The following is a 21,771-nucleotide window of genomic DNA, read 5'->3' on the forward strand; positions in this document are numbered from 1 at the left end:
GGAATGCTACACACATACGTGTACGGAGCCTACACAGGTAAGTGTAGCCTCATCGTTTTTTCATACGCAAAAGCTGCACGGTGATTTCCGTATCGGATTGTACGGCGAACTTTAACTTTTTAAAACCGCCGGGCGGGCCGCCGCCTGCAAAATTCGAAAAACCCGCCGGTTCTTTGGGAATGCCGATCATATTCGCGTCGAGTGTATTGTTGCCGTTTTCATCCTGAAAAACGGCACACACGTATTCGCCTGCGGGCACCGACGCGGTTACGGTAAGGGTTCGCGCATCGGGAGAAAGTTCGAATACCTTTACGAATTTTTTTTGTTTAAAAGCTTCGGGACTGTCATAAAGGCCCGCAAAAACCGTTCCGCCTTCAGGCTGTACGTTCGTAACGACAACGGTAAGCGTATAGTCTTCGGCATAGAGCAAAAAAGCCGCACACAAACAAACGCATATGCTTAACGTCCGCTTGAGGCGGTTTCGGGACGGTATTTTCATCGGTATGTCCTCCTCCGGCTTGTTCTTGCAATAGACGTTTTCAGTATTATTATAAATGAGGGCTTTGTCAAGCCGGCTTTTTTTTACGTAACAGCCGGCCGCTTTTTATCGCAGCCGTTTCTAATCATTTTGTGCGTTTTTTTCCGCGTTCGATGATGACGGTCAGCGCCAACAGAAAGAGCAACACCGGCACGCAAAAAAAGCTTTTTTGAAGCCCCGCCCTATCGCCTATAATGCCCATGATAAGCGAAATAAGACCGAATCCGGGAATTCCCGCGCACGAAAGCAAAATAAATACCGCAGTCGAATCCAAATGCGGCATTTTACACACGGCATAGGATTGTATCGAAGGCCAAAAGCACGCGATGCTCATACCCGCCAAAAAAAGCAGGGAAAAAAACAAAGCCGCATGTTGAACGAACGGAACGGCAAGGCTTACGGCAATGCCGCCTACGGCTGAAAGAAAAATCGCGCGGCGCAGTTTATCCTGCGCGACCAATAAGCCGCTTGCAAAGCGCATTATGAGCATACCGCCGGCAAAGCAGGCAGTTCCGATGCCGCCCATGCGGGGAAGGGCTGCAAAGTGTACTTGAATATAACTTGCGCTCCAAAAGGTAAAGGCGCCTTCCGAGCCGCCTGCCAAAATCATCATAAAGGCGAATACCCAAAAGCGCTTGGTGCGGAAGCAGTCGATATATTGGCGTACAACCTGTTCGCTTTTAAACACGGGCACATGCACGCTGTGTTTTGACACAACGGAAAAAAATACCGCCGCAGCACAGGCACAAACCGACAAAAAAGCCATGATGAAGCGCCAGCGGACACCGTGCGTGAGCAATTCGCCCGAAATCAATACGGTCAATAAAACGCCCGCCGACCAAAACGCATTTGTCATATTCAAATAGCGTCCCGAATCCTCCGGGTGCAAATCCTGAATGAAAGGATTCAGCAATCCTTCCAAAACGCCGGCCGCGCAGCCGATGACAAAGCTTGCGCACAGGATAACCGCATAAGACGGGGCAAGCGCGTAGACGGCATAGCCTGCGCACAACGTGTACAAGCCGCCGGTAAGCGATTTGACTTTTCCGATGCGCGCGGCAATAAAGCCGCCGAAAAAAAGGAAGAAAAAAATAAGCAGACTGCGCATTCCTTCAATGCCGCCGCTTGCCGACAAAGAAAAATGCAGCTCGTCGGCCATCTTTAAAAGACAAACGGGCGTTACCGTCGCGCTTGCCGAATACACAAGCATCGCCGCAATCGCCGCATAGTCCGATTTTGTAAATCGTATTTTCATAAAACAAAAATAAAAAGAGAGGCTGCTCAAAAGCACGCAACTTTTGAAACAGCCCCGTCTTTACTTTTAATTACGCCCGCGCCTTATTTTTTTGCGTAGGCTGCGGCATTCGTTCCGGCGATTTTGCCGAATACGGCAATGTCCGCCATCGCGTTGCCGCCCAAGCGGTTGGCTCCGTGCACGCCGCCGGTTACCTCTCCCGCAGCATAGAGGCCGGGAACCGCGCTGCCGGATTCGTTTATAACTTCGGCATCGGTATCGATTTTAATACCGCCCATCGTGTGGTGAACGGCCGGTCCGATTTCCACCGCGTAAAAAGGCGCCGTTTCCAATTTGCGCGGCATGTTAGCGCGGTTAAAGTCGGCGTCTTTTTTAGCGTCCACAAAAGCGTTGTAACGGGTTACCGTCGTTTCGAGGTCTGAAGCGGGGATATTTAATTTTTGCGCAAGCTCGCCGACCGTCGCGCCTTCGGTAAGCAGTCCCTGTTTGGCATAGCTTTCGATCGCTTTAAGCGAATCGCGCACGCCCTGATCGAATACCAAAAAGGCGGTTTTTCCCGTTTGCTTTAAGATCGCCGCCGACATAACATCGCGCGTGGTCATTTCCTGCTCAAAGCGTTTGCCTTCGCGGTTTACGACAATGGCGCCGTTTCCGCGCACGGCTTCGGTAATCATGATGTTTTTAACGGGCACGACGGTCGGGTGCGTTTGGATTTGGTCCATATCGACCAAAGCGACGTTAAAGGGCTTGAGCCATGCGAGAGCATCTCCGGTCGCTCCGGGGAAGTTTGTCGTTCCGAATCCTTTTAAGTCGGGCTTGTATGAAACGACCAGATCGTTGTTCGCGCCGAATCCGCCCGTAGCGATAATAACGGCTTTGGCGTTGATGTTGTAGGTTTTATCGCCTTCGCTAACCGTAACGCCTGCGGCTTTGCCGTCTTTGGAAAGAATCGCCGATACCTTCGTATTGTAGCGGATGTCGATTCCGGCCTTTTCAACGGCTTTAAGCATAACGCTTACAAAGTGGCTTCCTACGGCAGCTCCTCCTGAAGGACGATGAGCGCGTTTATTCGTAGAACCGCCGGTTATGCCGACGTCCGATAAATCCATTCCCTGCGCGATAAGCCAATCGACCGTTTCGGCCGATTTTTGCGTAAGCGTGCGTACGAGGTCGGGATTGTTCCGCTGTTTGCCGCCCTTCATCGTATCTTGAAAAAACTGTTCGTTCGAGTCTTCAATACCCAGCTTTTTTTGCACCGACGTTTCGGACGCGTTCAAGCCGGCAGTCGCGTAGTTCGTGTTTCCGCCGGCAAAGGGCATTTTGTCGACGATGATAACCGATGCGCCGGCTTCTTTTGCGGCAAGAGCCGCGGAAAGTCCCGCTCCGCCCGCGCCGATAACCACAACGTCGGCTTTCGCATTCTTCGACGAGCACGACGTAAAAAAGCATACCGATGCCAGCATAAGCGCGGCAATGACGGTACCCATTGTTTTTTTCAGCATAAGTAACCTCCGTTAATCTTTGCTATTTACGTTTTTTTTATTCGGTTTTATTTGGACGAACTTTGTGCCTGCTCAACCGCTTTTTTAAGAGCGGCAATCGTCGCCTTTGAAGAAAAGGTTGCTCCGGAAACCGTGTCGAGCTTTTCGGCGGAACCGGTTTTTACCGCCTGAGCCAAAATCGTTTCTATTGCAGGCTTGGTAAAGTCCGAATCTTCGGTCGAAACAAGCTTTGCACTTTTAATCTTTGTGCCGGCAACCGATACTTCAATCGTAATCTGCCCCTTATAGCCCTGCTCCGCGGTTTGCACCGTAACGGCAGAAGAACCCGAGCCGCACACGGTAAATAAAAAAATCACTGCGGCGGCGGCAAGCGCGTACACGATTCCCGCGGTCAGCGAAAGTTTTTGTTCGTTCATAAAATAACTCCTCTAAGCGTATTTACCGAAAGTATAGAATACAAGCCCAAAAAAAGCAATACGAAGGCAAAATACGCGCAAGAAATATAATTGACAGCCGAATATTTCTGTTGTATTGTATAAAGCGCTACATATGGAGGTAGTTTGATGGCATACGAAGATGCGTATAAAGATTGCATTTGGATGGATTTCGATTTTCTCGAAAAATTTATGAAGGATTCGCTTACGGCAGCCGGCGTTCCGCCCAAAGACGCGGACATTATCGGCGAAGTGCTGATTGAATCCGACCGCAGAGGCATCGATTCCCACGGCATAGGACGGTTAAAACCCATTTATATCGACCGCATTCAGGCGGGGATTCTGAACCCCGTTACGAAAATCGATGTAATAAAAGACGATAAAACCGCCGCCGTTTTGGACGGCAACAACGGCATGGGCCATGTCGTTTCGCATAAAGCCATGGAAATGGCAATCGCTAAGGCAAAAGAATACGGCATGGGTATGGTCGCCGTCAGAAACTCCACGCACTACGGAATCGCCGGCTACTACGCGACAATGGCCACCAAAGCGGGCATGATCGGCATTACCGGAACGAACGCCCGCCCCTCGATCGCGCCGACCTTCGGCGTTGAAAACATGCTCGGCACCAACCCCTTAACCTTCGGCATGCCCACCGACGAAGAATTTCCCTTTGTGCTCGACTGCGCAACCTCCGTCAGCCAGCGCGGGAAGATTGAAGTATACGGCCGTGCAGGCAAAGAGCTTCCTCCCGGCTGGGTTATCGATGAAAACGGAAATACGCGCACCGACACGCAGCAGGTTTTAATCGATTTAACCAAGGGCAAAGCCGCTTTAACCCCGCTCGGCGGTATCGGCGAAAAGACGGGCGGCTACAAGGGCTTCGGCTACGCAACCGTCGTTGAAATTTTGTGCGCCGCGCTGCAGGACGGAGCGTTTTTAAAGCAGCTGAACGGCTTCGACGCCGACGGCAAAAAGATCCCCTACCCGCTCGGACACTTTTTTATCGCAATCGATCCCGCACGTTTTATGGGCTTGGAAGTTTTCAAAAAAATCACCGGAAGCATTTTGCGCGAACTGCGCGCTTCGAAAAAAGCGCCGGGCGAAAGCAGAATTTATACCGCCGGCGAAAAAGAGTACGTGGCATGGCAGTATCGCAAAGAACACGGCTGCCCCGTTCCGCCTTCTTTGCAAAAGGTTATGATCGATTTGAGGAATTACTATAAATTGAATTATAAATTCGATTTTGAATAATCGACATAAAAAGAAAACGGTCAAAAAGCAACGCCGCCGATTATTCTTTTTTCTCCGAATAATCGGCGGCTTTTTTATCTTCTTTATTTATCCAAAATCGTAATTTCAACCCGCCGGTTGCGCGCCTTTCCGGCCTCGGTCGTATTGGGCGCAATCGGAACTTGGGCGCCGAACCCTTTTGTAAAAAGCTGTTCGTGGCGCTTAACGCCCAGTTCGGCAAGGTAGTCGGCAACGGCGGAGGCGCGCTGTTCGGAAAGTTTTTGCCGGCCGGCAGCGGTACCGGCTAAAGCCGTATGACCGCTTATAAGCAAATCGTTGTCGGGAAAATCCTTGAGTATTTCGGCAATTTTTCTGAGCTTACGCAGTTCGGCTTCGGTTAAAAAAGCGGATTCGGCTTCAAACTGAATGTTTTCCAAACTGATTGTAATTCCCTTATCCTGCGCTTGAGCCGTCGTATTTTCAATCCCCATTTCTTTGATTTGTTTACGTACGCGCTCGAGCGTTCCCGTGCGCGACAGCGACTGCAATTCGTTTACCTGCGCTTGCGCCGTCCCTTTAAATTCAAGTTTATCGCCCGAAGACGTTTCGATAATAATGCGGAAGCGCTCATGGTAATGATCCAAAAAACCGCGCTCGTTGTCCCAATACAGGGTTTGGTCGGAATAGCCCATTGTCGTTACGGGAACGTTTTTTTTATTTCCGGCCGGAGCGGGCGTTTCGAAAAACAGATTATACTGCACCGAAATAATGTGCAGCGTTTTGCCGTTTTGCGTTTCGGTTCCCTTATACGTGTACGACGCGGTAAAGGGAACTTTAAAAGGTTTTTGTATGCCGAAGTTGAGCCGCAAATCGTGCGCTTCTTCGCCGGAAGCCGTCCACGTGTCGCCGACCTTTACGTCTTTGCCGGGAAAAAGCGGAACGTCGCGCACCACGGGCATAAAGGCGCTTTCATCGATTGTGTATGCGCCCAGCTTACTGCGATTAAAAAAACTTTCATATTCTTCACCCCAAATAAAACGGGGCGCCTGTCCTTCGGGCGCAGAGTTTTCGCTTGTCATAAAACGCGCTTCAATATCGGCCGAACCGTCGCTCAGCGCTTTTTTTTCAACGACCGATATGCGGTTCACAATAATCGAATCGAAGCGCTTTGCGCCGTTCACAAACACTTCTTCGTTTACGGTCGATAATATGCGATAAGTATTCCCGGTTTTGTACTTGAATTCAAAATTTTCCGAGTTCAAAACATTCAGCGAAAACAGCACCGCAATCACCGCCGTAAAACACTTTATCGATTTATACACTGAATTATACATTGAAAAACCCTCCGAAATTCGGTACTATCTCTTATATGATTATCGACAATAAATACACAATTCCCTATGAAGTTCCGTTCGGTTATGTTGACGAAAAATGCCGTTTTACCGCCTTGGCCTTTGTCGGTTTGGCTCAGGAATTGGCCGCGCTGCATTACAGCTGTGCCGGTCTTTCCATTCCCCACTTGCAGCAAAAAGGTCTTACGTGGATAATCAGCAAACAGTACTTTGAAATATATGAATATCCTTTGTGGCTCGACGACCTTGTTATACAAACATGGGCGCAAACCCCGAAGGGTTTGTTTTGCTTCCGCGATTTTAACTGCATGTTTGCAAAAGGCGGTAAAAAAGCTTCGCTCGATAAAGCCTTTGCCGACCGCAAAGAAACCGAAAATGCCCTCTACACGGGCGCTGTCCGCAATCCCGGAAAATCCGCGGCCGCCGATTTCGCCGGCGGAAATTCCGCCGCTAATCCCTACGAAGCCGACGAAGCAAGTCCCTGCATGCGGGCAACTTCATGCTGGCTCATTGTGGATTCGGCATCGGGCCGCCTCATAAAACCCGATGCACATACGATGGGAGGCCTCACCTTTTGCGACGAGCGCATGGAAAACGCCTCGCTCAATAAAATCGCCTTGAGCGATGATTGGGATATTGAGGAAACCTTCAGCCCCTCGCTCTTGGATATCGACGTAAACTCCCATGTAAACAATTTGAATTACGTACGCTGGATTTTATCGTTTATGAATGCGGACTTTTGCCGCGGCAAATTACTCCGTTCGCTCGAAACGAACTTTATTTCGTCGGCCCTGTACGGCGAAAAGCTCGTGTGCCGCTGCAAGCAAACCGGCGACAACGGCTGCGTGCATTCGATCATAAGAGCAGATGACGGAAGCGACGTGTTCCGCGCCCGCACCGAATGGGCTCCTGCCGCCGACCTCGCGCGGGACATGAAAATAGAGGGATAGACGGCAGTATACAGAAAAATCCCCGCTCCCGTGAGGGAGCGACGTGGGACATTTCATAACCCGGCTTATTTCCTTTCGGTTTCAATTCAGCTCCCCCGAGGGAGCGACACATTCAAAATAAAAAAAGTTCCGAAAGACAATGTTTCAATTCACGCTCCCGTGAGGGAGCGACAAGATGAATTGTTAAATGCACGCAGGCTTTTGCATGTTTCAATTCACGCCCCGTGAGGGAGAGACAACTGGGAAGCGCGCGAAGTAATCCGCCGCATGGTTTCAATTCACGCTCCCGTGAGGGAGCGACAAAACATGAAAGCATACGATACGCAGGTTGAATTGTTTCAATTCATGCTCCCGTAAGGGAGCGACTTTAGTTTTATTGTCAAAAAAGGCCGCGATCATGTTTCAATTCAGGCTCCCGTGAGGAAGCGATGCCTTTGGGGCACGCCGAAGTATTGAGCGTCAAGTTTCAATTCACGCTCCCCTGAGGGAGCGACATTGTTTTATTTGTAATCATAATTAACGCCTATCTGTTTCAATTCACGCTCCCGTGAGGGAGCGACCATCTGCAAAAAGCAAAAGCGGCTATCTCCGATGTTTCAATTCACGCTCCCGTGAGGGAGCGACACGTGTATAACACTTACAACCGTATCCGTTTGGCGGGTTTCAATTCACGCTCCCGTGAGGGAGCGACATGCTGAAAGATTGGCAAGGTGTTCCGCCGACCAGTTTCAATTCACGCTTATTTGAAGAGCGGAAGTGCGGCACATATTTTTTATAATGCTGCTCGGCAAATGCCGGCAAGCAGGATATCGACAAGAAGCGTGCGGCTATCGGCAAGGGGCCCGCAAACACGGAAAACCGACAGCACGCACAGCTCTTTATCATCCGGCGTATTTTTCGCCTATGCCGTAATTGTCCACGACAAAGTCGATATCCTTATCGCCGCGACCGGACAGGTTTACCAAAATCGATTCGCGTTTGTGCTGTGCGGCATACTTAAACGCATAAGCAACCGCGTGGGCGCTCTCGAGCGCGGGAATAATGCCTTCAAAGCGCGATAATTTATAAAAGGCTTCCAAACATTCCTCGTCGTTCACGCTCGTATATTCAACGCGTTTTTTATCCTTCAGCATGCAGTGTTCCGGACCGCTTCCCGGATAATCGAGCCCGGACGCGATCGAATACACCGGAGCGGGCTCTCCCTTTTCGTCCTGCAAAAGATAGCTGCGGAAGCCGTGCAAAACGCCCGGTTTTCCGTACGACAAACTTGCCGCATGGTCGCCCATTTTAAGCGAACGCCCCGCAGGTTCCACGCCGATAAGCTTTACGTCCGCGTCCTGAATAAAGCCGCTGAAAATTCCCATCGCGTTCGAACCGCCGCCGACACAAGCCGCAACCGCGTCGGGAAGTTCGCCCGTCATTTCCAAAAACTGCTCGCGCGCTTCAACGCCGACCACATGCTGAAAATCGCGCACCATCATCGGGAACGGATGCGGGCCGACGACCGAACCTATGCAGTAAATCGAATTGACCGGATCTTTCAAATACGCTTCGAAGGCCGAATCGACGGCTTCCTTCAGCGTTTTAAGGCCGCGCGAAACCGGCACAAGGTGCGCGCCCAAAAGCTTCATGCGCACGACATTCGGGTGTTCTTTGGCGATATCGACTTCGCCCATGTGAATCTCGCATTCAAGCCCGAAGTACGCCGCCGCAGTCGCAAGCGCAACGCCGTGCTGCCCCGCTCCCGTTTCCGCAATCAGCTTTTTTTTGCCCATGTACTTGGCCAAAAGTCCCTCGCCCATGCAGTGGTTCAGCTTGTGCGCACCGGTGTGATTCAAATCCTCGCGCTTAAGGTAAATGCGCCCGCCGTACATTTCCGACAAGCGTTTGCAAAAATACACGGGCGTCGGCCGTCCCTGAAAATGCTTGCGTATCGACCGCAGCTCGCTTATGAATTCATGGCTTTTGCTTATCGAATAATACGCATCCGTAATTTTATCCATTTCCTTTTGCAGTTCGGCCGGAATGAACGATCCGCCGTATTCTCCGAAAAATCCTTTTTCGTCCGGAAATTGTTTTAGATACATCATGTTCTTTACGATAAAATTCGGTTCTTTACCTCTCCGATTTTATCTTGCCTCCTATAGTGTTTCTCTGCATAGAAACACTATAGCAAAATAAACTGTTTCTGTCAATAGAAACACGCAATTTTTTTGATTTTTTTTACAAAATTTTTATGCTTTTTTGCATGGTTCGCAGCACTTTTATTTTTGATTTTCTCGGGCGGCCCGGGGCTGTCCGAAAACTTTAGTTTTTGGACAGCTTCCTTGATTTTACATGCGACGTTTAAAATTAAGTCGGTACAATAAACAGACTTAATTTTAAATTCGGGGGCTGTCGAAAAAATAACCGACTTTTGAGACAGCCCCGTCGGGCTTTGCGGGATTCCGCCTTCGGCTTCATTCCCTCGCTCACGTTTCGTTCGCTCGGGAACGGGTCCCTCCAATCCCTGCCGCAGCTCAAATGCTCTGAGCGTTTTTCTTAGGTGATTCTACCCTCAAAGCTCAGCCGCGACTAAGCGCTCGCTTCCTCAGGTATGTCCGTTTTATCGGGACCTATACAACGTGAATAACTTCGCGGGGTTTGCTTCCGTTTGCAGGACCGACAATACCGCGCGCTTCCATATCTTCCACAAGGCGCGCAGCGCGGTTATAGCCGATTTTAAGCCGGCGCTGAATATACGAAGCCGACGCTTTTCCGGCTTGCATAACGATTTCGAGCGCTTTATCGTACAAGGGATCTTCTCCTTCGCTGAATACGCCCGGATCGAAACCTTCATCTTCGTCTTCAACAAAAATCTCATCGTCGATATATTCAGGTTCGCCGTATTGTTTTACGAATTCGACGACGTTTTCAACTTCGGTATCGGACACAAAGGTTCCCTGTATGCGGATCGGGAACGGAACTTCCGCGCTCGCGTACAGCATATCTCCCTTACCCAAAAGTTTTTCCGCGCCGACCTGATCGATGATAATGCGGCTGTCCATTTTCGAGGCGACCATAAACGCAATGCGGCTGGGGATGTTCGCCTTTATGAGACCGGTAATAACGTCGATCGAAGGACGCTGGGTCGCCAGTACCAAATGAATGCCGACGGCGCGGCTCATTGCCGCAAGGCGGGCTACCGTCGATTCAAGTTCTTTTCCCGTAGTTGCCATAAGGTCGGCAAATTCGTCAACAATCAATACGATGTACGGAAGCTTTTCCGTCGCAATTTTGCGCTCGACGATGCGTTTATTGTAACTTGCAATGTCGCGTACGCCCATGCCGTCGAGCAGCGCATAACGGCGTTCCATTTCACACAAACAATACTGCAAAGCCTGAAACGCTTTTTTCGGCTCGGTAATAACCGGCGTAAGCAAATGGGGAATATCGTTGTACAGTTTAAGCTCGACGATTTTCGGGTCGATTAAAATCATGCGCACATCCTGCGGCGCCTTTTTATACAAAATCGACAAAATCAAGCTGTTTACGCAGACGGACTTTCCCGAACCGGTGGCACCCGCGATAAGCAAGTGCGGCGTTTTTGACAAGTCGAGTACTTGAGCATCTCCCGCGATATCCTTGCCCAAAACAACCGGCACGGCCATTTTTTTAAAAGCGGGAAGATCCATATCGATAAGTTCTTTAAAGCCGACGATGGCACGCTCTTTATTCGGCACTTCAATACCGACCGCGTGTTTGCCGGGAATAGGCGCTACGATACGCACGCTCGAAGCGGCCAAACGCAGCGCGATGTTGTCGCCGAGGGCGACTATTTTACTCAGCTTGACACCGGGCGCAGGCAGGATTTCAAACATCGTAACGACCGGCCCTTTGCGGATTCCGGTAACTTCGGCTTCTATTTTAAATTCGTTGAGCGTTTCTTTTAAGGCTTCGGCCGAACGTCTGGTTTCGTTGTCGATGAGCCAGTATTCGCCGCCCGGATATTCGCTCAGCAAACCCTTCGTGGGTACGCTGTACGATTTACCGCTTTGTTTTTTTTTCGGAACGCTCGGCACGGGAACTGAACTGTCCGCCTCGGAAGAAAGCGCTTCGAGTTCTTCGGCCGCTTCCTCTTCGGTTTCAATGGCGTCGGCGCTTTCGGCATCTTCATCGTCGTCGATAACTTCAAAGTCGAACGGATTGCTTAAAAATTCGGCTTCGCCCGCGTTTTCAAATAGTTCCGGTTCATTCAAGCCGCCGAGAGAATCGGCGTTGTCGTCCGCACCGACTTCATTGCTTTCACCGCTTTCGTCCGCGTCCCCTCCGTCGGCCGCCTCTTCGGCTTCCATTGCATCGGCAATGTCCTCTTCCTGAACGAGCGCGGCGTTCCAATCGTCCGCGGCATCGGCGGCTTCTTCGAGTTCCGGTTCTTGTTCAAAATCGTCAAGCGCTTCGGCTTCGGCAATGGGTTCTTCGGCAACGGCTTCTTCTTCAAGCGGCATATACGGATCGACCTGCGCGTTGTTTTTTTCGGCGGCAAAATCTTCTTTGTGCGCCTTTTTCGGTGCGGGACGGAATTTCGGCAGAGACGTCTTTCCCGCAGCCCGCTCGGAGAACGCGCGCATGATACCGTCGGCGGCCAAAGCGATTGCAAGATACTCGATTAAACACAAAAGCAAACCGACCAGCACAACGGTGGCGGCGCGGATGAGGTTAACGGTAAAGCCCGTTCCGTCGAATATTTTTTTTGTAACAAGCTCGACCCCGGCAACGGTAAAAAAAGGTATAAACGAAAAGAATAAGCATATGATTTGTTTTTTCGATTTGTCGGAACTGAAAAGCAAAAGCCCCGCAACAAAAACATACAGCGGTATTAAAAAAGAAGAAAACCCGTATGCCGTAAAAAGCATGCGGCCGAATGCGGCTAAAAATCCGCCCCTTCCCGCCTCGGCGATGCCGAAATCGAGGAACGGCAGTATAAGAGAAATCGTACACAGGGCCGAAACGGCAAGCAATATAACACCGGCGGCAAGAAAACCGCGCTCCGAACGCTTCATGAATAACTCCCTCATCTACAAATATCGGAAAAAAACGTTCAAAGCTTAACGGGAGAACGCCGGTTATCGCCGAGCCTTAATTGTCAAACGGAACCTCTGCGGCCGTCGGAATTGAAGTTTGTGCGCCTTTTCGCGTAACGACGATTGTCGCAACTTCGTTCGCATAGCGCACCGCCTGCAGCAAGGAAGAACCCGAAGCAAGGCGGACGGCAAGAGCCGCGGTAAAAGAATCGCCTGCGGCGGTCGTATCGACAACGGGAACGGGACGAACGGTCAGCATGTGTTTGCCTTCCGTTTCCGAATTGACGAAGGCGCCCGCTCCGCCGAGCGTTACGATAACGTTTTTTACACCGTGCGAACGCAGTATGTCCGCACCCTTTTCATAGTCCGAAGAAGCCGCTCCGGTTAAAAGCGAAAGTTCGGTTTCGTTCGGCTTTATAATATCGACATACGCGTATAATTCGGCGGGAAAATCTTTAGGCACCGGAGCCGGATCGAGTATCACCGTTTTGCCCAATTCTTTTGCACGGCGCGCGACGCACAGTACGGTTTGTACCGGAATTTCCATTTGACACAAAACGATGTCGCAGCTGTGCAGCAAATCGTCGTTGTCAGCGATGTCTTTTTCGGAAAGTGTTTTATTCGCGCCGGAAACAACGACGATGCTGTTGTCACCTTCATCGTTTACCGTTATCCATGCAAGTCCCGTATCGCAGTCGGCACGCACTATAAGGCGCGAAACGTCCACGCCGGCGCTCTGCAAACTTTTCTTTTCAATTTCGGCATAGCGGTCGTTTCCGATGGCCCCGAACATAATCGTTTGTGCGCCCAATTTACCGGCCGCATACGCTTGATTTGCACCCTTGCCGCCCGGTACCGTATCGGCTTTTTCGGCCAAAATCGTTTCGCCCGCAGCCGGCATATGCGGCACGCGCACCACCATATCGACATTCAAACTGCCGACAACAAGTATTTTTTTCATAAGACAATTCTCCCTATATACACTTCGACAGCGATTTGACGAACCATGTGCGGAAACGTTTTGTGTCGGCGGACGTGAGTACGGTTGCGTTCGGTTTGCGCTGCAAGAGGTTGTCCAAATCGACAACGGAACAGCCCGCGGTCAGGGTTCCGGATAATTCGATATCTGCAAAAACGTCGGCCGTTTCGAACAAGTCGGGCTGCAAAAGGTAGGCAATTGCGCACGAGTCGTACATGCGCAATCCTTCGGCAAAACTGCCGCTGCGGTATTTTTTAAGCAGGGCGCACAGCATCGCCCCGGTTTTACCCGAAGCTGCCAATTTTTCAATATCCGTACCCGGAATCGCCGCCTGACGCCCGACGTCCAAACCTGCCATGACGAGGGGGAGTTTTGACGCAAAAACCATCTTTGCGGCGTGAGGATCGGTTGCAAAATTGAATTCCGACATAACGCCTTTGTTCCCGCGCGCAAGAGAACCGCCCATCATAACGATCCGCGAAATGCGCTTTTTAACTTCGGGATACATCGCAAAAAGCAAAGCGACATTCGTCAAGGGGCCTATGGCGACAAGCGTGATTTTTTCTTCGGCCATAATCACTTCGCGCATTTTATTAACCGCGTGTTCTTTTACCAATAGCGACGAATCGATTTCGGGAAAATCGAATCCGGCAAGCCCGCTTTTTCCGTGTACATGGGAGGCGTCGACGAATTCGTCGATAAGCGGTTTGGCCGCTCCTTTTGCGACGGGAATCTTTTTACCCCAAAAAGTCAGCAGCTTTAAAGCGTTCGCGGTTACCTTATCCACGGATACGTTGCCGGCGACCGTCGTAATCAGTTTAACGTCGAGCCGGTCGCTGAATAAAGCGGCAGCCAATGCGACCGCATCGTCGATTCCCGGATCCGTATCGATAATAACTTTTTCTTTAATCATAACGGCCCCCTGCAACCATAATTTTCCTCACTCTAACACGTTTTTTGCCGTCTTGCAACAGGCAGACTTTCTTTGCAGAAGGGAACCGGCTAAAGATACATTAGTAAAAAAAACGCGTAGCCGAAAACAAAGGCTTAAAGTATAATACGTGCTATGGAATGGAATTCGTTGGTGCCCGAACTCACCGTCAGCAATTTTGATAACAGTCTTTATTTTTATGTGCATATTTTGGGTTTCGAAATGAAATATCAAAGAAAAAATCCCTGTTTTGCCTATCTTGAATTTGAATCGTCGCAAATTATGATTGAAGAATATCACGGAACATGGAATACGGAAAACCTTGAATATCCGTACGGACGGGGCGTCAATTTTCAGATCGAATGTAAAGACGTACAAAGAATACGAACGGCGCTGGAAAATGCGCATTATGAAATTTACAGACAAATGCAGGATACGTGGTATGATACGGGAACCGGATCGGTCGGCGCCAAAGAATTGCTTGTTCGGGATCCCGACGGCTATTTACTGCGGTTCTCGCAAGATTTAGGTACTGAAAAATGTGATTAAACCGAAAGACGCGCCCAGGCGCAGCGAATTGCCTGAATGCGCTCTTTTTAGGTTTATTATTTACTTTTTTTTGCAAAAGACTATACTATACTATATGAATAAACTCGCTGAATTTCTTCCCGCCTTTATGCATTTTTCACGATTGGAAAGTACGAACCTTATTTTGCTTTTGGGCCTTATTTTGCTTTTAGGCGCCTTGGGCGGGCGCTGGTTTCAAAAATTGAAAATTCCGCAAGTCGTGGGCTACATCGTCATCGGCATTTTAATCGGACAATCCGGCTTTCAAATATTGTCGGCAAACGTCATAACCGCGCTGGATCCGCTTTCGAGCATTGCGCTTTCGCTTATCGGCTTTATGATCGGCGGCGAACTGAAGACACAGGTTATAAAAAAATACGGCAAACAGTTTGTCGGAATTTTGCTTTTTGAATCGATTGTTCCCTTTATCGTCGTATCGATTTGCGTAACGGCTATATCCTATGCCGCAACAAAAAATACGGCGACCTCGATTTCGCTCGGTTTGATTTTAGGTGCGATTTCTTCGGCAACGGCTCCGGCGGCAACAACCGACGTTTTGCGCGAAAACCGCACGAGAGGGCCGCTTACAACCACCGTTTTGGGCATCGTCGCAATGGATGATGCGGTCGCGCTTATTTTATACGCGTTCGCTTCTTCGGTTGCGGCGAACCTTTTGGGCGAGCAAACCGTCAGCTTCGGTAAACAGCTTTTGCTGCTCGCGTACAATATCTGCGGTTCGGTTGTACTCGGCAGCGCCATCGGATTTTTTTTGAGCCTCATTATCCGCAACGTGATGACCGACCCCGGCCGCATCTTGGGATTTTCGCTCGGCGCGCTTTTTGTCTCTACGGGAATCGCTTCGCTTTTGGATTTGGACACGATTTTGGCGGCAATGGCGTTAGGCTTTTTTATGGTGAATTTCGCGCCGGCAAAAACGCGGGCAACGTTCAGTCTCGTCGAAAATTTTACGCCGCCGATTTACGTATTGTTTTTCGTTCTGGTCGGCGCAAAACTGAATATATGGAACGTAACGCTTTTTGTCGGGCTCCTTGCCCTTTTATACGTTTTTTTGCGCACTACAGGAAAAAGCATCGGAGCGGTTATCGGTTCAAAAATAACCAAAGCCCCCGACGCGGTACGCAAATATCTGCCCTTTTGCCTTTTAAGTCAAGCGGGCGTCGCAATAGGACTTTCGATATCGGCGGGGCACGATTTTGCGCAAAGCGTGGGACCGACTGTTTTGCTGATTATTACCGCAACAACCTTCATCGTTCAGCTTGCAGGTCCGGTGTGCGTCAAACACGGCATAGAAAAAGCCGGTGAATGCAACCTCGACGTTACCGAAGACGATTTGATGAAAAGCCTTTCGGTTTCGGACGTTACGTGGAACGGCGAAGCGGTTTGTTCGCCGCAATCGCCGGCGGTCGTCCCCGAAACGGCGTGCCTCAGTTCGATTTTAAATTCGTTTACGCGAAAACCGAATTTAAACTACGCGGTAAAAAACGATGAAGGCACCTTAACGGGACTCATCACGCTCGATCATTTAAAAGAAGCCCTGATCATGTCGGACTGGTACGAATCGCTTTTGGCGATGGACATCATGGAACCGGTTCCCGTCGTCTGTTCGCCGGAAATGAAGATTCCCGATTTATACGAACTGTTTACCAAAAACGACTGCGACGCTATCGCCATTGCGGATGCGGACAACAAAGCGATGGGTGTCATCGAAAAAGCCGCAATCGATCATTTTTTACATCAACAGGTTATCGCGCTGCATAAAAAAATCGCGAGTTTGGGATAAACGATGCAGTACCAAACGCCGCAGCGGACAATCGCAGGTTATGCACTCGTCGCGTTCAGCATTCTTACGTGGGGCTGCACGTTCATTTCGACAAAAATACTGCTTAACGCTTTTTCACCGGCGGAAATTCTGTTTATCCGTTTTTTGATTGCATACGTAAGCTTGTGGATTTTGGCACCGCGGTCGCTCAAGCTGCAAACGGGAACGGGCAGTCCGCCGCGCATAAAACAGGAACTGTATTTTGCGGGCGCGGGATTTTTCGCAATTACGCTGTACCAGTTTTTGGAAAACATCGCCCTTTCGTATACGCAGGCGTCGAACGTCTGCGTTATCGCGTCGACCGCGCCGATTTTTACCGCGATCGCCGTAAGGCTGTGCTTAAAAAAATCGCCGCAGGCAAAACCCGTAAATCTGCGCTTTATACTCGGATTTATCTGCGCGATGGTCGGCATAAGCCTTATCAGCTTCAGCGGCAAAACGCAGCTTCAACTCAATCCCGCAGGCGACCTCTTGGCCTTTTGCGGCGCCGTCGTATGGGCGGGCTATTCGGTTTTGATTACCAAGGTAAACGACTTAAATCTTCCGCCGCTTGAAAGCACGCGGCGCATATTTTTTTACGCCCTTTTAACCATGCTGCCCGCGGTCGTCTTTTCCGAATTGACCGGACAAAGAGGCGCGGGAGCGGACTTTGCGTCAAGTTTTGCATTGAGCATGCGCCGTTTTGCGGATATGCAAAACATCGCGCATTTTGTATTTTTGGGAGTGGGAGCGAGCGCCCTCACCTACAGCGCGTGGGCACTCGCCGGGAAATACTTGGGAATCGTAAAAACATCGCTTTTTATCTATGTGATTCCCGTCATTACCGTTATAGCGGCGGCCGTTTTTTTAAACGAACGCATTACGCTTATGTCGGCCGCCGGCACCCTTTTAACGATCATAGGTCTTTTCGTTTCCGGCTGACCGGCGGCACTTCCTTAAAACACTTTTACGACTTCGCCGTTCGGATAGCGTTGAGCGATAAAATCGGCTATCTTTTGACTGCGCAGCGCGTTTACCAACGCGGTAATCCGCCCGTCTTTTTCATTGCCTTCTTTTACCGCAATAATATTAACGTAGGGAGAATCCGCGCCTTCGACAAAAAGCCCGTCTTTAACCGCGCTCAAGCCGGCAGGAATCGCGTAATTGCCGTTGATAACGGCGGCGTCCACATCCGCCAAAACGCGCGGCAGCGAAGCCGCTTCAATTTCGCGGAATTTGAACTTGCGCGGATTTTCGGCAATATCGACCGGAGTCGCCGTAAGACCCGCACCTTCATTCAGCTTGAGTAAACCGGCGGACTGCAAAAGAAGCAGCGCACGGCCCTCGTTGGTCGGGTCGTTGGGGATCGCGATCGAGGCGCCTTCGGGCAAAGCCGACAACGACGAAACTTTCTTTGAATACAAGGCTATCGGCTCGATATGAATGCCCCCGGCGTTTGCCAAGTGAAAACCTCTTTCTTTGTTGAACGTTTCCAAGTACGGCAAATGCTGGAAAAAGTTCGCATCGATTTGTCCGCTCTCCAAAGCTTCGTTGGGCGTAACGTAATCGGTAAATTCGATAACTTCCAGCTTTATTCCTGAGGCCGCCAAATCGTCGGCAACGAGTTTAAGCATTTCGGCATGAGGTTCGGGTGTTGCCCCGACCTTCAAAGCTTTTGCATCCTGCTTTTTTGCACAGGAAACACATACGAACAGAACTGCGCACAGCGCAAAAATCTTTTTCATAAACTTCTCCTATAAATCTTGCGAGTTTGCAACGCAAACTCGGCTTTGAAGCGCGCGGCGCCATTTCAGCCGCGAGCTTCAAACTTTCTCCTATTAAAATCTAAGAGTTTGCAACGCAAACAATTGACAATTATTTCGGGCGTTCCGGTTTCCGCATCTGCGTCAACCGTCGGGCTTTCCGGGGTTCCGCTGACGCTCCATTCCTTCGGAACAGCTGCGCTGCCCCTCCAATCCCTAACGCGTACCGTCAAGCACACAGCCGTTACCGAGGCCGCTTACAATCTTTTACCGCTTTTTCATTTGGGCCGCGCTCAGCTTTGTGCCGGCGGCTTGTATAATCTCCACCAAAATCAAAATCACGATAACGGAAACGGCCATCACATCGGGGCGGAAACGCTGGTAGCCGTACCGGATCGCCAAATCGCCCAAGCCGCCGCCGCCGATCGCTCCGGCCATCGCCGAATAACCGATCAGGTTTATTATCGTAAGCGTTATGCCCGCCGTCAGCGAAGGCAGCGCTTCGGGCAGCAGCACTTTTACGATTATCTGAAAATCCGTGGAACCCATGGCACGGGCGGCTTGAACGACGCCCGGATCCACTTCCTTTAAAGCCGTTTCTATAACCCGCGCCGCAAAAGGAGCCGCCGCTATCGAAAGCGGAATAATTGCAGCCGGCGTTCCGATACTTGTTCCGGCGAGGATGCGGGACAAGGGAAACAGCAATATCATCAATATAATAAACGGGAACGAACGCAAAACGTTTACGATTCGCGTCAGTACATGAAACAAAAGGGGACGGGGCCGTATGCCGCCTTCAGGGTCGGAAGCGCACAGCAGTATGCCGACGGGAAGTCCGAGCAGCACCGAAAAAAAAGTCGAGGCAAACACCATAATCAGCGTTTGCAGCGTGGCCGTCCCCACAAGGGACAAAAGATTTTGTATCGAATTCATTATTGCGCCCCCGATTTTTGCCCCCGCACCGCCCGTGCGGTTTTTTCGGTCCCTTCGGTTTCGACGATAACACCCTGCGTTTGAAGCCAGTGCAAAGCTTTTTCCAGTTCCGCAGGGGAACCGCTTATGTCGGTTATAAGCGTGCCGATATTTTTATCCGTTAAATGCTGAATGCCGCCCGCGCGGATATTGAATTCCACGTCAAAAAGGCGCGACAACCTGCTGAGTACCGGCTCTCCGGTCGTATTGCCGACAAAACGCAGCGTGTATTTTCCGCCGTCTTTCGACCAGCGCACAAAGCCGTCGCCTTCGCCCGGTGCGGCACGATCGGCATCGGCGTAGGAAGCGGCCGTGTCGGAAACCGCAAGGTTCGACAAAAAGTCTTTTGTAACGGCGGACTGCGGGCGCGTAAAAATATCGGTAACGGTTCCGCTTTCGGCAACCGTTCCGTCGTCGAGGACGGCAACCTGTTCGCAAATATCGCGCACGACTTCCATTTGATGCGTTATCATAACGACGGTCAAATTCATTTGTTTTTGCAAACTGCGGATAAGCAGCAAAATCGAACGCGTCGTTTGCGGATCCAAAGCGCTCGTCGCCTCGTCGCAAAACAAAATATCGGGCTTGTTCGCAAGAGCGCGGGCTATCGCGACGCGCTGCTTTTGGCCGCCGGACAGGGTGCTCACGGGCGCTTTTTCCCTTCCCTCAAGCCCCACAAGCTCCAAAAGTTCGGCCGTCCTCTTTTTTATTTCATGCTTTGAGCGGCCGACAATTTCCAAGGGATAGGCTATATTTTCTCCTGCGGTGCGCGAGCTGAACAAATTGAAATTCTGAAATATCATGCCGATGCGCCGGCGCCGTTCAATAAGCGCTTTTTTATCCAGATTGTCAACGCGCACGTCATCGTACAGCACCGAGCCGGAATCGGGTTTTTCAAGCAAACTGATCAAGCGCATTAAAGTGGATTTTCCCGCGCCGCTTTTTCCGATGATGCCGTACACGGTATCGGAAGGCACAACGAGAGAAACGTCCCGGACGGCGTCGATACGGCCGCTGCCCGCTTCGTATGTTTTTTTTACCGAATCCAAACAAATGCGCATGCGCAAAAACTCCTGCAAAAGAGAATTTTTCAATCTTACACTTATACTTTTTTTGTCCGCTAAAGTCAACCGGTATACTTATACGGGTAAATGTGCTATAGTAAATTGCATATAAATCAAAGCGGTCGTCCAAAAAATCACATTTTTTTTGAACAACCCTTTGCACTATTTTCGCAGGAGGATATGATGAAAAAAATTGCAGCGGTATGCGCTCTCGCACTTGCATCCTTTGCCCTTCTCGGCGCACAGGCGCAGGTTCCCGGTTTTTCGAACACCGTTCACGCGGCGGTCGGTCAATCGGTAGAAAAAAATGCGCAAATTAAGTTTTTGGGCTTTACCGAATATTTTACGGGGAACGTTACCGTCGGAAAAATAACGTTCACAGGCGACATCGCATGGCAGCTTATTCCCGGTCCGGGCGGAGTGGAAACGAGGTTCGGCGATCACAATATAAACGTCGTCATCAACCCTGTCAGAGGATTCGACATCGGACTCGGAACCAACTTGAATTGGACGGTCGGTCCCGGCCCCTCGTCGGGCCCGCAGTGGAGCGCATACGACAAGCCCTATTACGGCGGCATCAACCTCGAAAACGCCCAAACAAGCGTTTCTTCCGATCCGCATTATCCGCGAAGAGGATTTGAAGTTATCAATTATTATGCGAAAAAAGCGTTCGGTTTACGCTACCGGTATCAAAATATTTTTGAAGTCGGCTTTTCGCTTCCCGAACTGACCAGCTCAAACAACTTTAACGCAGGCATCGGGCTTAAAGCGAATATTGGGGATAAATTCGGCATAGGCTTTGCGTACAACGGCCCCTTCAGCAGAGGCAAAAATTACATATACGTGGGCGCATCGACTTCGGCTTTAAAAAGCTTCGACATCGGCGTCTATTGGAACATGTTGACCGACACAAGCGCAACCGCCCACGACGGAGCAAACACCGTCGGAACCGTTATAGACTTCAGAATAAGAAACGTCCGCATCCGACCTGAAGGCGCCGTAACGTTTTGGTCGGATCCCTCTTGGGCGCCGGCAGCTTATATCGCCGTTCAAGCGGCTGTCGACCTTACCTCGGGTCTGACCGGCGGATTAAACGCAAGCTGGGGACTCGGCTCCGACTTAAAGGACGATCCCAATAACGTAAAAGCCGGCGCCCGCTTCGATATCAATCCGTATATTTTATGGACGATAAACAAGGCCCACATGCTGTCGCTCGGCGCCCAGCTGACTCCCGTCCTGTGGCGGGACAAGACCTACACCTTCGGCTGGCAGATTCCCGTCGCATGGAAGGTTTACTTCTAAAAACACATACAAGCTCAGTCCGGCTGACCTTATGCGGTCAGTCGGAC

18 protein-coding genes are annotated in these 21,771 nt (G+C 50.4%); 6 read left to right on the forward strand and 12 right to left on the reverse strand.

The genetic code is table 11. From position 1 onward, the window contains the following. Nucleotides 1–49 precede the first annotated feature (49 nt). The 4 genes from HMPREF9194_RS08885 to HMPREF9194_RS08900 form a co-directional block, all read right to left on the reverse strand. The gene (locus HMPREF9194_RS08885) at nucleotides 50–499 is read right to left on the reverse strand and encodes a DUF2141 domain-containing protein (protein ID WP_016526040.1); all 450 of its coding nucleotides are present in this window, start codon (nucleotides 497–499) and stop codon (nucleotides 50–52) included. Nucleotides 500–623: 124 nt separating this feature from the next. After that, nucleotides 624–1,793: an MFS transporter gene (locus tag HMPREF9194_RS08890; protein WP_016526041.1), complete on the reverse strand. Its 1,170-nt coding sequence runs from the start codon at nucleotides 1,791–1,793 to the stop codon at nucleotides 624–626. Between the two features lie 83 nt (nucleotides 1,794–1,876). Beyond that, nucleotides 1,877–3,295: a flavocytochrome c gene (locus tag HMPREF9194_RS08895; RefSeq protein WP_016526042.1), complete on the reverse strand. Its 1,419-nt coding sequence runs from the start codon at nucleotides 3,293–3,295 to the stop codon at nucleotides 1,877–1,879. 47 nt (nucleotides 3,296–3,342) lie between these two features. Further along, the gene (locus HMPREF9194_RS08900; protein WP_016526043.1) at nucleotides 3,343–3,711 is read right to left on the reverse strand and encodes an FMN-binding protein; all 369 of its coding nucleotides are present in this window, start codon (nucleotides 3,709–3,711) and stop codon (nucleotides 3,343–3,345) included. Nucleotides 3,712–3,858: 147 nt separating this feature from the next. Here HMPREF9194_RS08900 and HMPREF9194_RS08905 point away from each other — a divergent pair, with 147 nt between their 5' ends. Then, nucleotides 3,859–4,983, forward strand: a complete 1,125-nt coding sequence (locus tag HMPREF9194_RS08905; RefSeq protein ID WP_016526044.1) for an Ldh family oxidoreductase — start codon at nucleotides 3,859–3,861, stop codon at nucleotides 4,981–4,983. An 83-nt stretch (nucleotides 4,984–5,066) separates the two neighbouring features. Here HMPREF9194_RS08905 and HMPREF9194_RS08910 read toward each other — a convergent pair whose 3' ends face one another. Next, a complete protein-coding gene (locus HMPREF9194_RS08910) occupies nucleotides 5,067–6,296 on the reverse strand; it encodes an OmpA family protein (protein ID WP_016526045.1) in 1,230 nt (409 codons plus the stop codon). A 35-nt stretch (nucleotides 6,297–6,331) separates the two neighbouring features. On the opposite strand from HMPREF9194_RS08910, the gene HMPREF9194_RS08915 reads away from it, so the two are divergent. After that, nucleotides 6,332–7,264: an acyl-[acyl-carrier-protein] thioesterase gene (locus HMPREF9194_RS08915; protein WP_016526046.1), complete on the forward strand. Its 933-nt coding sequence runs from the start codon at nucleotides 6,332–6,334 to the stop codon at nucleotides 7,262–7,264. A gap of 881 nt (nucleotides 7,265–8,145) precedes the next feature. On the opposite strand, the gene trpB is transcribed toward HMPREF9194_RS08915, so the two are convergent. The 4 genes from trpB to rihC all read right to left on the reverse strand — a co-directional run bounded on the left by trpB (nucleotide 8,146) and on the right by rihC (nucleotide 14,219). Beyond that, nucleotides 8,146–9,354: a tryptophan synthase subunit beta gene (gene trpB / locus HMPREF9194_RS08920; RefSeq protein WP_016526047.1), complete on the reverse strand. Its 1,209-nt coding sequence runs from the start codon at nucleotides 9,352–9,354 to the stop codon at nucleotides 8,146–8,148. A gap of 525 nt (nucleotides 9,355–9,879) precedes the next feature. Beyond that, entirely contained in the window at nucleotides 9,880–12,306 is a 2,427-nt protein-coding gene (locus tag HMPREF9194_RS08930) for a DNA translocase FtsK (protein ID WP_016526048.1), read from the reverse strand. A gap of 76 nt (nucleotides 12,307–12,382) precedes the next feature. Next, the gene (rbsK, locus tag HMPREF9194_RS08935; RefSeq protein WP_016526049.1) at nucleotides 12,383–13,288 is read right to left on the reverse strand and encodes a ribokinase; all 906 of its coding nucleotides are present in this window, start codon (nucleotides 13,286–13,288) and stop codon (nucleotides 12,383–12,385) included. Nucleotides 13,289–13,301: 13 nt separating this feature from the next. Next, nucleotides 13,302–14,219 (reverse strand): ribonucleoside hydrolase RihC, encoded by a 918-nt coding sequence (rihC, locus tag HMPREF9194_RS08940; RefSeq protein ID WP_016526050.1) that lies wholly within the window; start codon nucleotides 14,217–14,219, stop codon nucleotides 13,302–13,304. Nucleotides 14,220–14,372: 153 nt separating this feature from the next. Between rihC and HMPREF9194_RS08945 the strand changes: the two genes are divergently transcribed. From HMPREF9194_RS08945 to HMPREF9194_RS08955, 3 genes are all read left to right on the forward strand, one after another. After that, nucleotides 14,373–14,786, forward strand: a complete 414-nt coding sequence (locus tag HMPREF9194_RS08945) for a bleomycin resistance protein (protein WP_016526051.1) — start codon at nucleotides 14,373–14,375, stop codon at nucleotides 14,784–14,786. Nucleotides 14,787–14,880: 94 nt separating this feature from the next. Next, entirely contained in the window at nucleotides 14,881–16,605 is a 1,725-nt protein-coding gene (locus HMPREF9194_RS08950; RefSeq protein WP_016526052.1) for a cation:proton antiporter domain-containing protein, read from the forward strand. A gap of 3 nt (nucleotides 16,606–16,608) precedes the next feature. Continuing rightward, nucleotides 16,609–17,565 carry a DMT family transporter gene (locus HMPREF9194_RS08955; RefSeq protein ID WP_016526053.1) on the forward strand — a complete coding sequence of 319 codons (957 nt, stop codon included), beginning with the start codon at nucleotides 16,609–16,611 and terminating at the stop codon, nucleotides 17,563–17,565. A gap of 14 nt (nucleotides 17,566–17,579) precedes the next feature. Here HMPREF9194_RS08955 and HMPREF9194_RS08960 read toward each other — a convergent pair whose 3' ends face one another. From HMPREF9194_RS08960 to HMPREF9194_RS08970, 3 genes are all read right to left on the reverse strand, one after another. Then, complete coding sequence (locus HMPREF9194_RS08960; RefSeq protein WP_016526054.1) at nucleotides 17,580–18,368, reverse strand: MetQ/NlpA family ABC transporter substrate-binding protein; 789 nt, start codon at nucleotides 18,366–18,368, stop codon at nucleotides 17,580–17,582. Between the two features lie 285 nt (nucleotides 18,369–18,653). Then, nucleotides 18,654–19,319 carry a methionine ABC transporter permease gene (locus HMPREF9194_RS08965; RefSeq protein WP_016526055.1) on the reverse strand — a complete coding sequence of 222 codons (666 nt, stop codon included), beginning with the start codon at nucleotides 19,317–19,319 and terminating at the stop codon, nucleotides 18,654–18,656. Next, nucleotides 19,319–20,419: a methionine ABC transporter ATP-binding protein gene (locus tag HMPREF9194_RS08970; RefSeq protein ID WP_016526056.1), complete on the reverse strand. Its 1,101-nt coding sequence runs from the start codon at nucleotides 20,417–20,419 to the stop codon at nucleotides 19,319–19,321. The genes HMPREF9194_RS08965 and HMPREF9194_RS08970 overlap by 1 nt, the downstream gene beginning before the upstream one ends. Before the next feature lie 186 nt (nucleotides 20,420–20,605). Between HMPREF9194_RS08970 and HMPREF9194_RS08975 the strand changes: the two genes are divergently transcribed. Beyond that, nucleotides 20,606–21,724 (forward strand): hypothetical protein, encoded by a 1,119-nt coding sequence (locus HMPREF9194_RS08975; RefSeq protein ID WP_016526057.1) that lies wholly within the window; start codon nucleotides 20,606–20,608, stop codon nucleotides 21,722–21,724. Nucleotides 21,725–21,771 lie beyond the last annotated feature (47 nt).

Origin of the sequence: Treponema maltophilum ATCC 51939 (assembly GCF_000413055.1) — a bacterium.
Lineage (GTDB): Bacteria > Spirochaetota > Spirochaetia > Treponematales > Treponemataceae > Treponema_C > Treponema_C maltophilum.

What these genes read in the sequence shown, in the direction of transcription:
- HMPREF9194_RS08950 (WP_016526052.1), top strand. Translation starts at nt 14,881, where the DNA reads ATGAATAAACTCGCTGAATTTCTTCCCGCCTTTATGCATTTTTCACGA.
- HMPREF9194_RS08910 (WP_016526045.1), bottom strand. Translation starts at nt 6,296, where the DNA reads ATGTATAATTCAGTGTATAAATCGATAAAGTGTTTTACGGCGGTGATT.
- HMPREF9194_RS08890 (WP_016526041.1), bottom strand. Translation starts at nt 1,793, where the DNA reads ATGAAAATACGATTTACAAAATCGGACTATGCGGCGATTGCGGCGATG.
- HMPREF9194_RS08930 (WP_016526048.1), bottom strand. Translation starts at nt 12,306, where the DNA reads ATGAAGCGTTCGGAGCGCGGTTTTCTTGCCGCCGGTGTTATATTGCTT.
- HMPREF9194_RS08885 (WP_016526040.1), bottom strand. Translation starts at nt 499, where the DNA reads ATGAAAATACCGTCCCGAAACCGCCTCAAGCGGACGTTAAGCATATGC.
- HMPREF9194_RS08970 (WP_016526056.1), bottom strand. Translation starts at nt 20,419, where the DNA reads ATGCGCATTTGTTTGGATTCGGTAAAAAAAACATACGAAGCGGGCAGC.
- HMPREF9194_RS08895 (WP_016526042.1), bottom strand. Translation starts at nt 3,295, where the DNA reads ATGCTGAAAAAAACAATGGGTACCGTCATTGCCGCGCTTATGCTGGCA.
- HMPREF9194_RS08945 (WP_016526051.1), top strand. Translation starts at nt 14,373, where the DNA reads ATGGAATGGAATTCGTTGGTGCCCGAACTCACCGTCAGCAATTTTGAT.
- rihC (WP_016526050.1), bottom strand. Translation starts at nt 14,219, where the DNA reads ATGATTAAAGAAAAAGTTATTATCGATACGGATCCGGGAATCGACGAT.
- HMPREF9194_RS08960 (WP_016526054.1), bottom strand. Translation starts at nt 18,368, where the DNA reads ATGAAAAAGATTTTTGCGCTGTGCGCAGTTCTGTTCGTATGTGTTTCC.
- HMPREF9194_RS08905 (WP_016526044.1), top strand. Translation starts at nt 3,859, where the DNA reads ATGGCATACGAAGATGCGTATAAAGATTGCATTTGGATGGATTTCGAT.
- trpB (WP_016526047.1), bottom strand. Translation starts at nt 9,354, where the DNA reads ATGATGTATCTAAAACAATTTCCGGACGAAAAAGGATTTTTCGGAGAA.
- HMPREF9194_RS08975 (WP_016526057.1), top strand. Translation starts at nt 20,606, where the DNA reads ATGAAAAAAATTGCAGCGGTATGCGCTCTCGCACTTGCATCCTTTGCC.
- HMPREF9194_RS08900 (WP_016526043.1), bottom strand. Translation starts at nt 3,711, where the DNA reads ATGAACGAACAAAAACTTTCGCTGACCGCGGGAATCGTGTACGCGCTT.
- HMPREF9194_RS08955 (WP_016526053.1), top strand. Translation starts at nt 16,609, where the DNA reads ATGCAGTACCAAACGCCGCAGCGGACAATCGCAGGTTATGCACTCGTC.
- HMPREF9194_RS08965 (WP_016526055.1), bottom strand. Translation starts at nt 19,319, where the DNA reads ATGAATTCGATACAAAATCTTTTGTCCCTTGTGGGGACGGCCACGCTG.
- rbsK (WP_016526049.1), bottom strand. Translation starts at nt 13,288, where the DNA reads ATGAAAAAAATACTTGTTGTCGGCAGTTTGAATGTCGATATGGTGGTG.
- HMPREF9194_RS08915 (WP_016526046.1), top strand. Translation starts at nt 6,332, where the DNA reads ATGATTATCGACAATAAATACACAATTCCCTATGAAGTTCCGTTCGGT.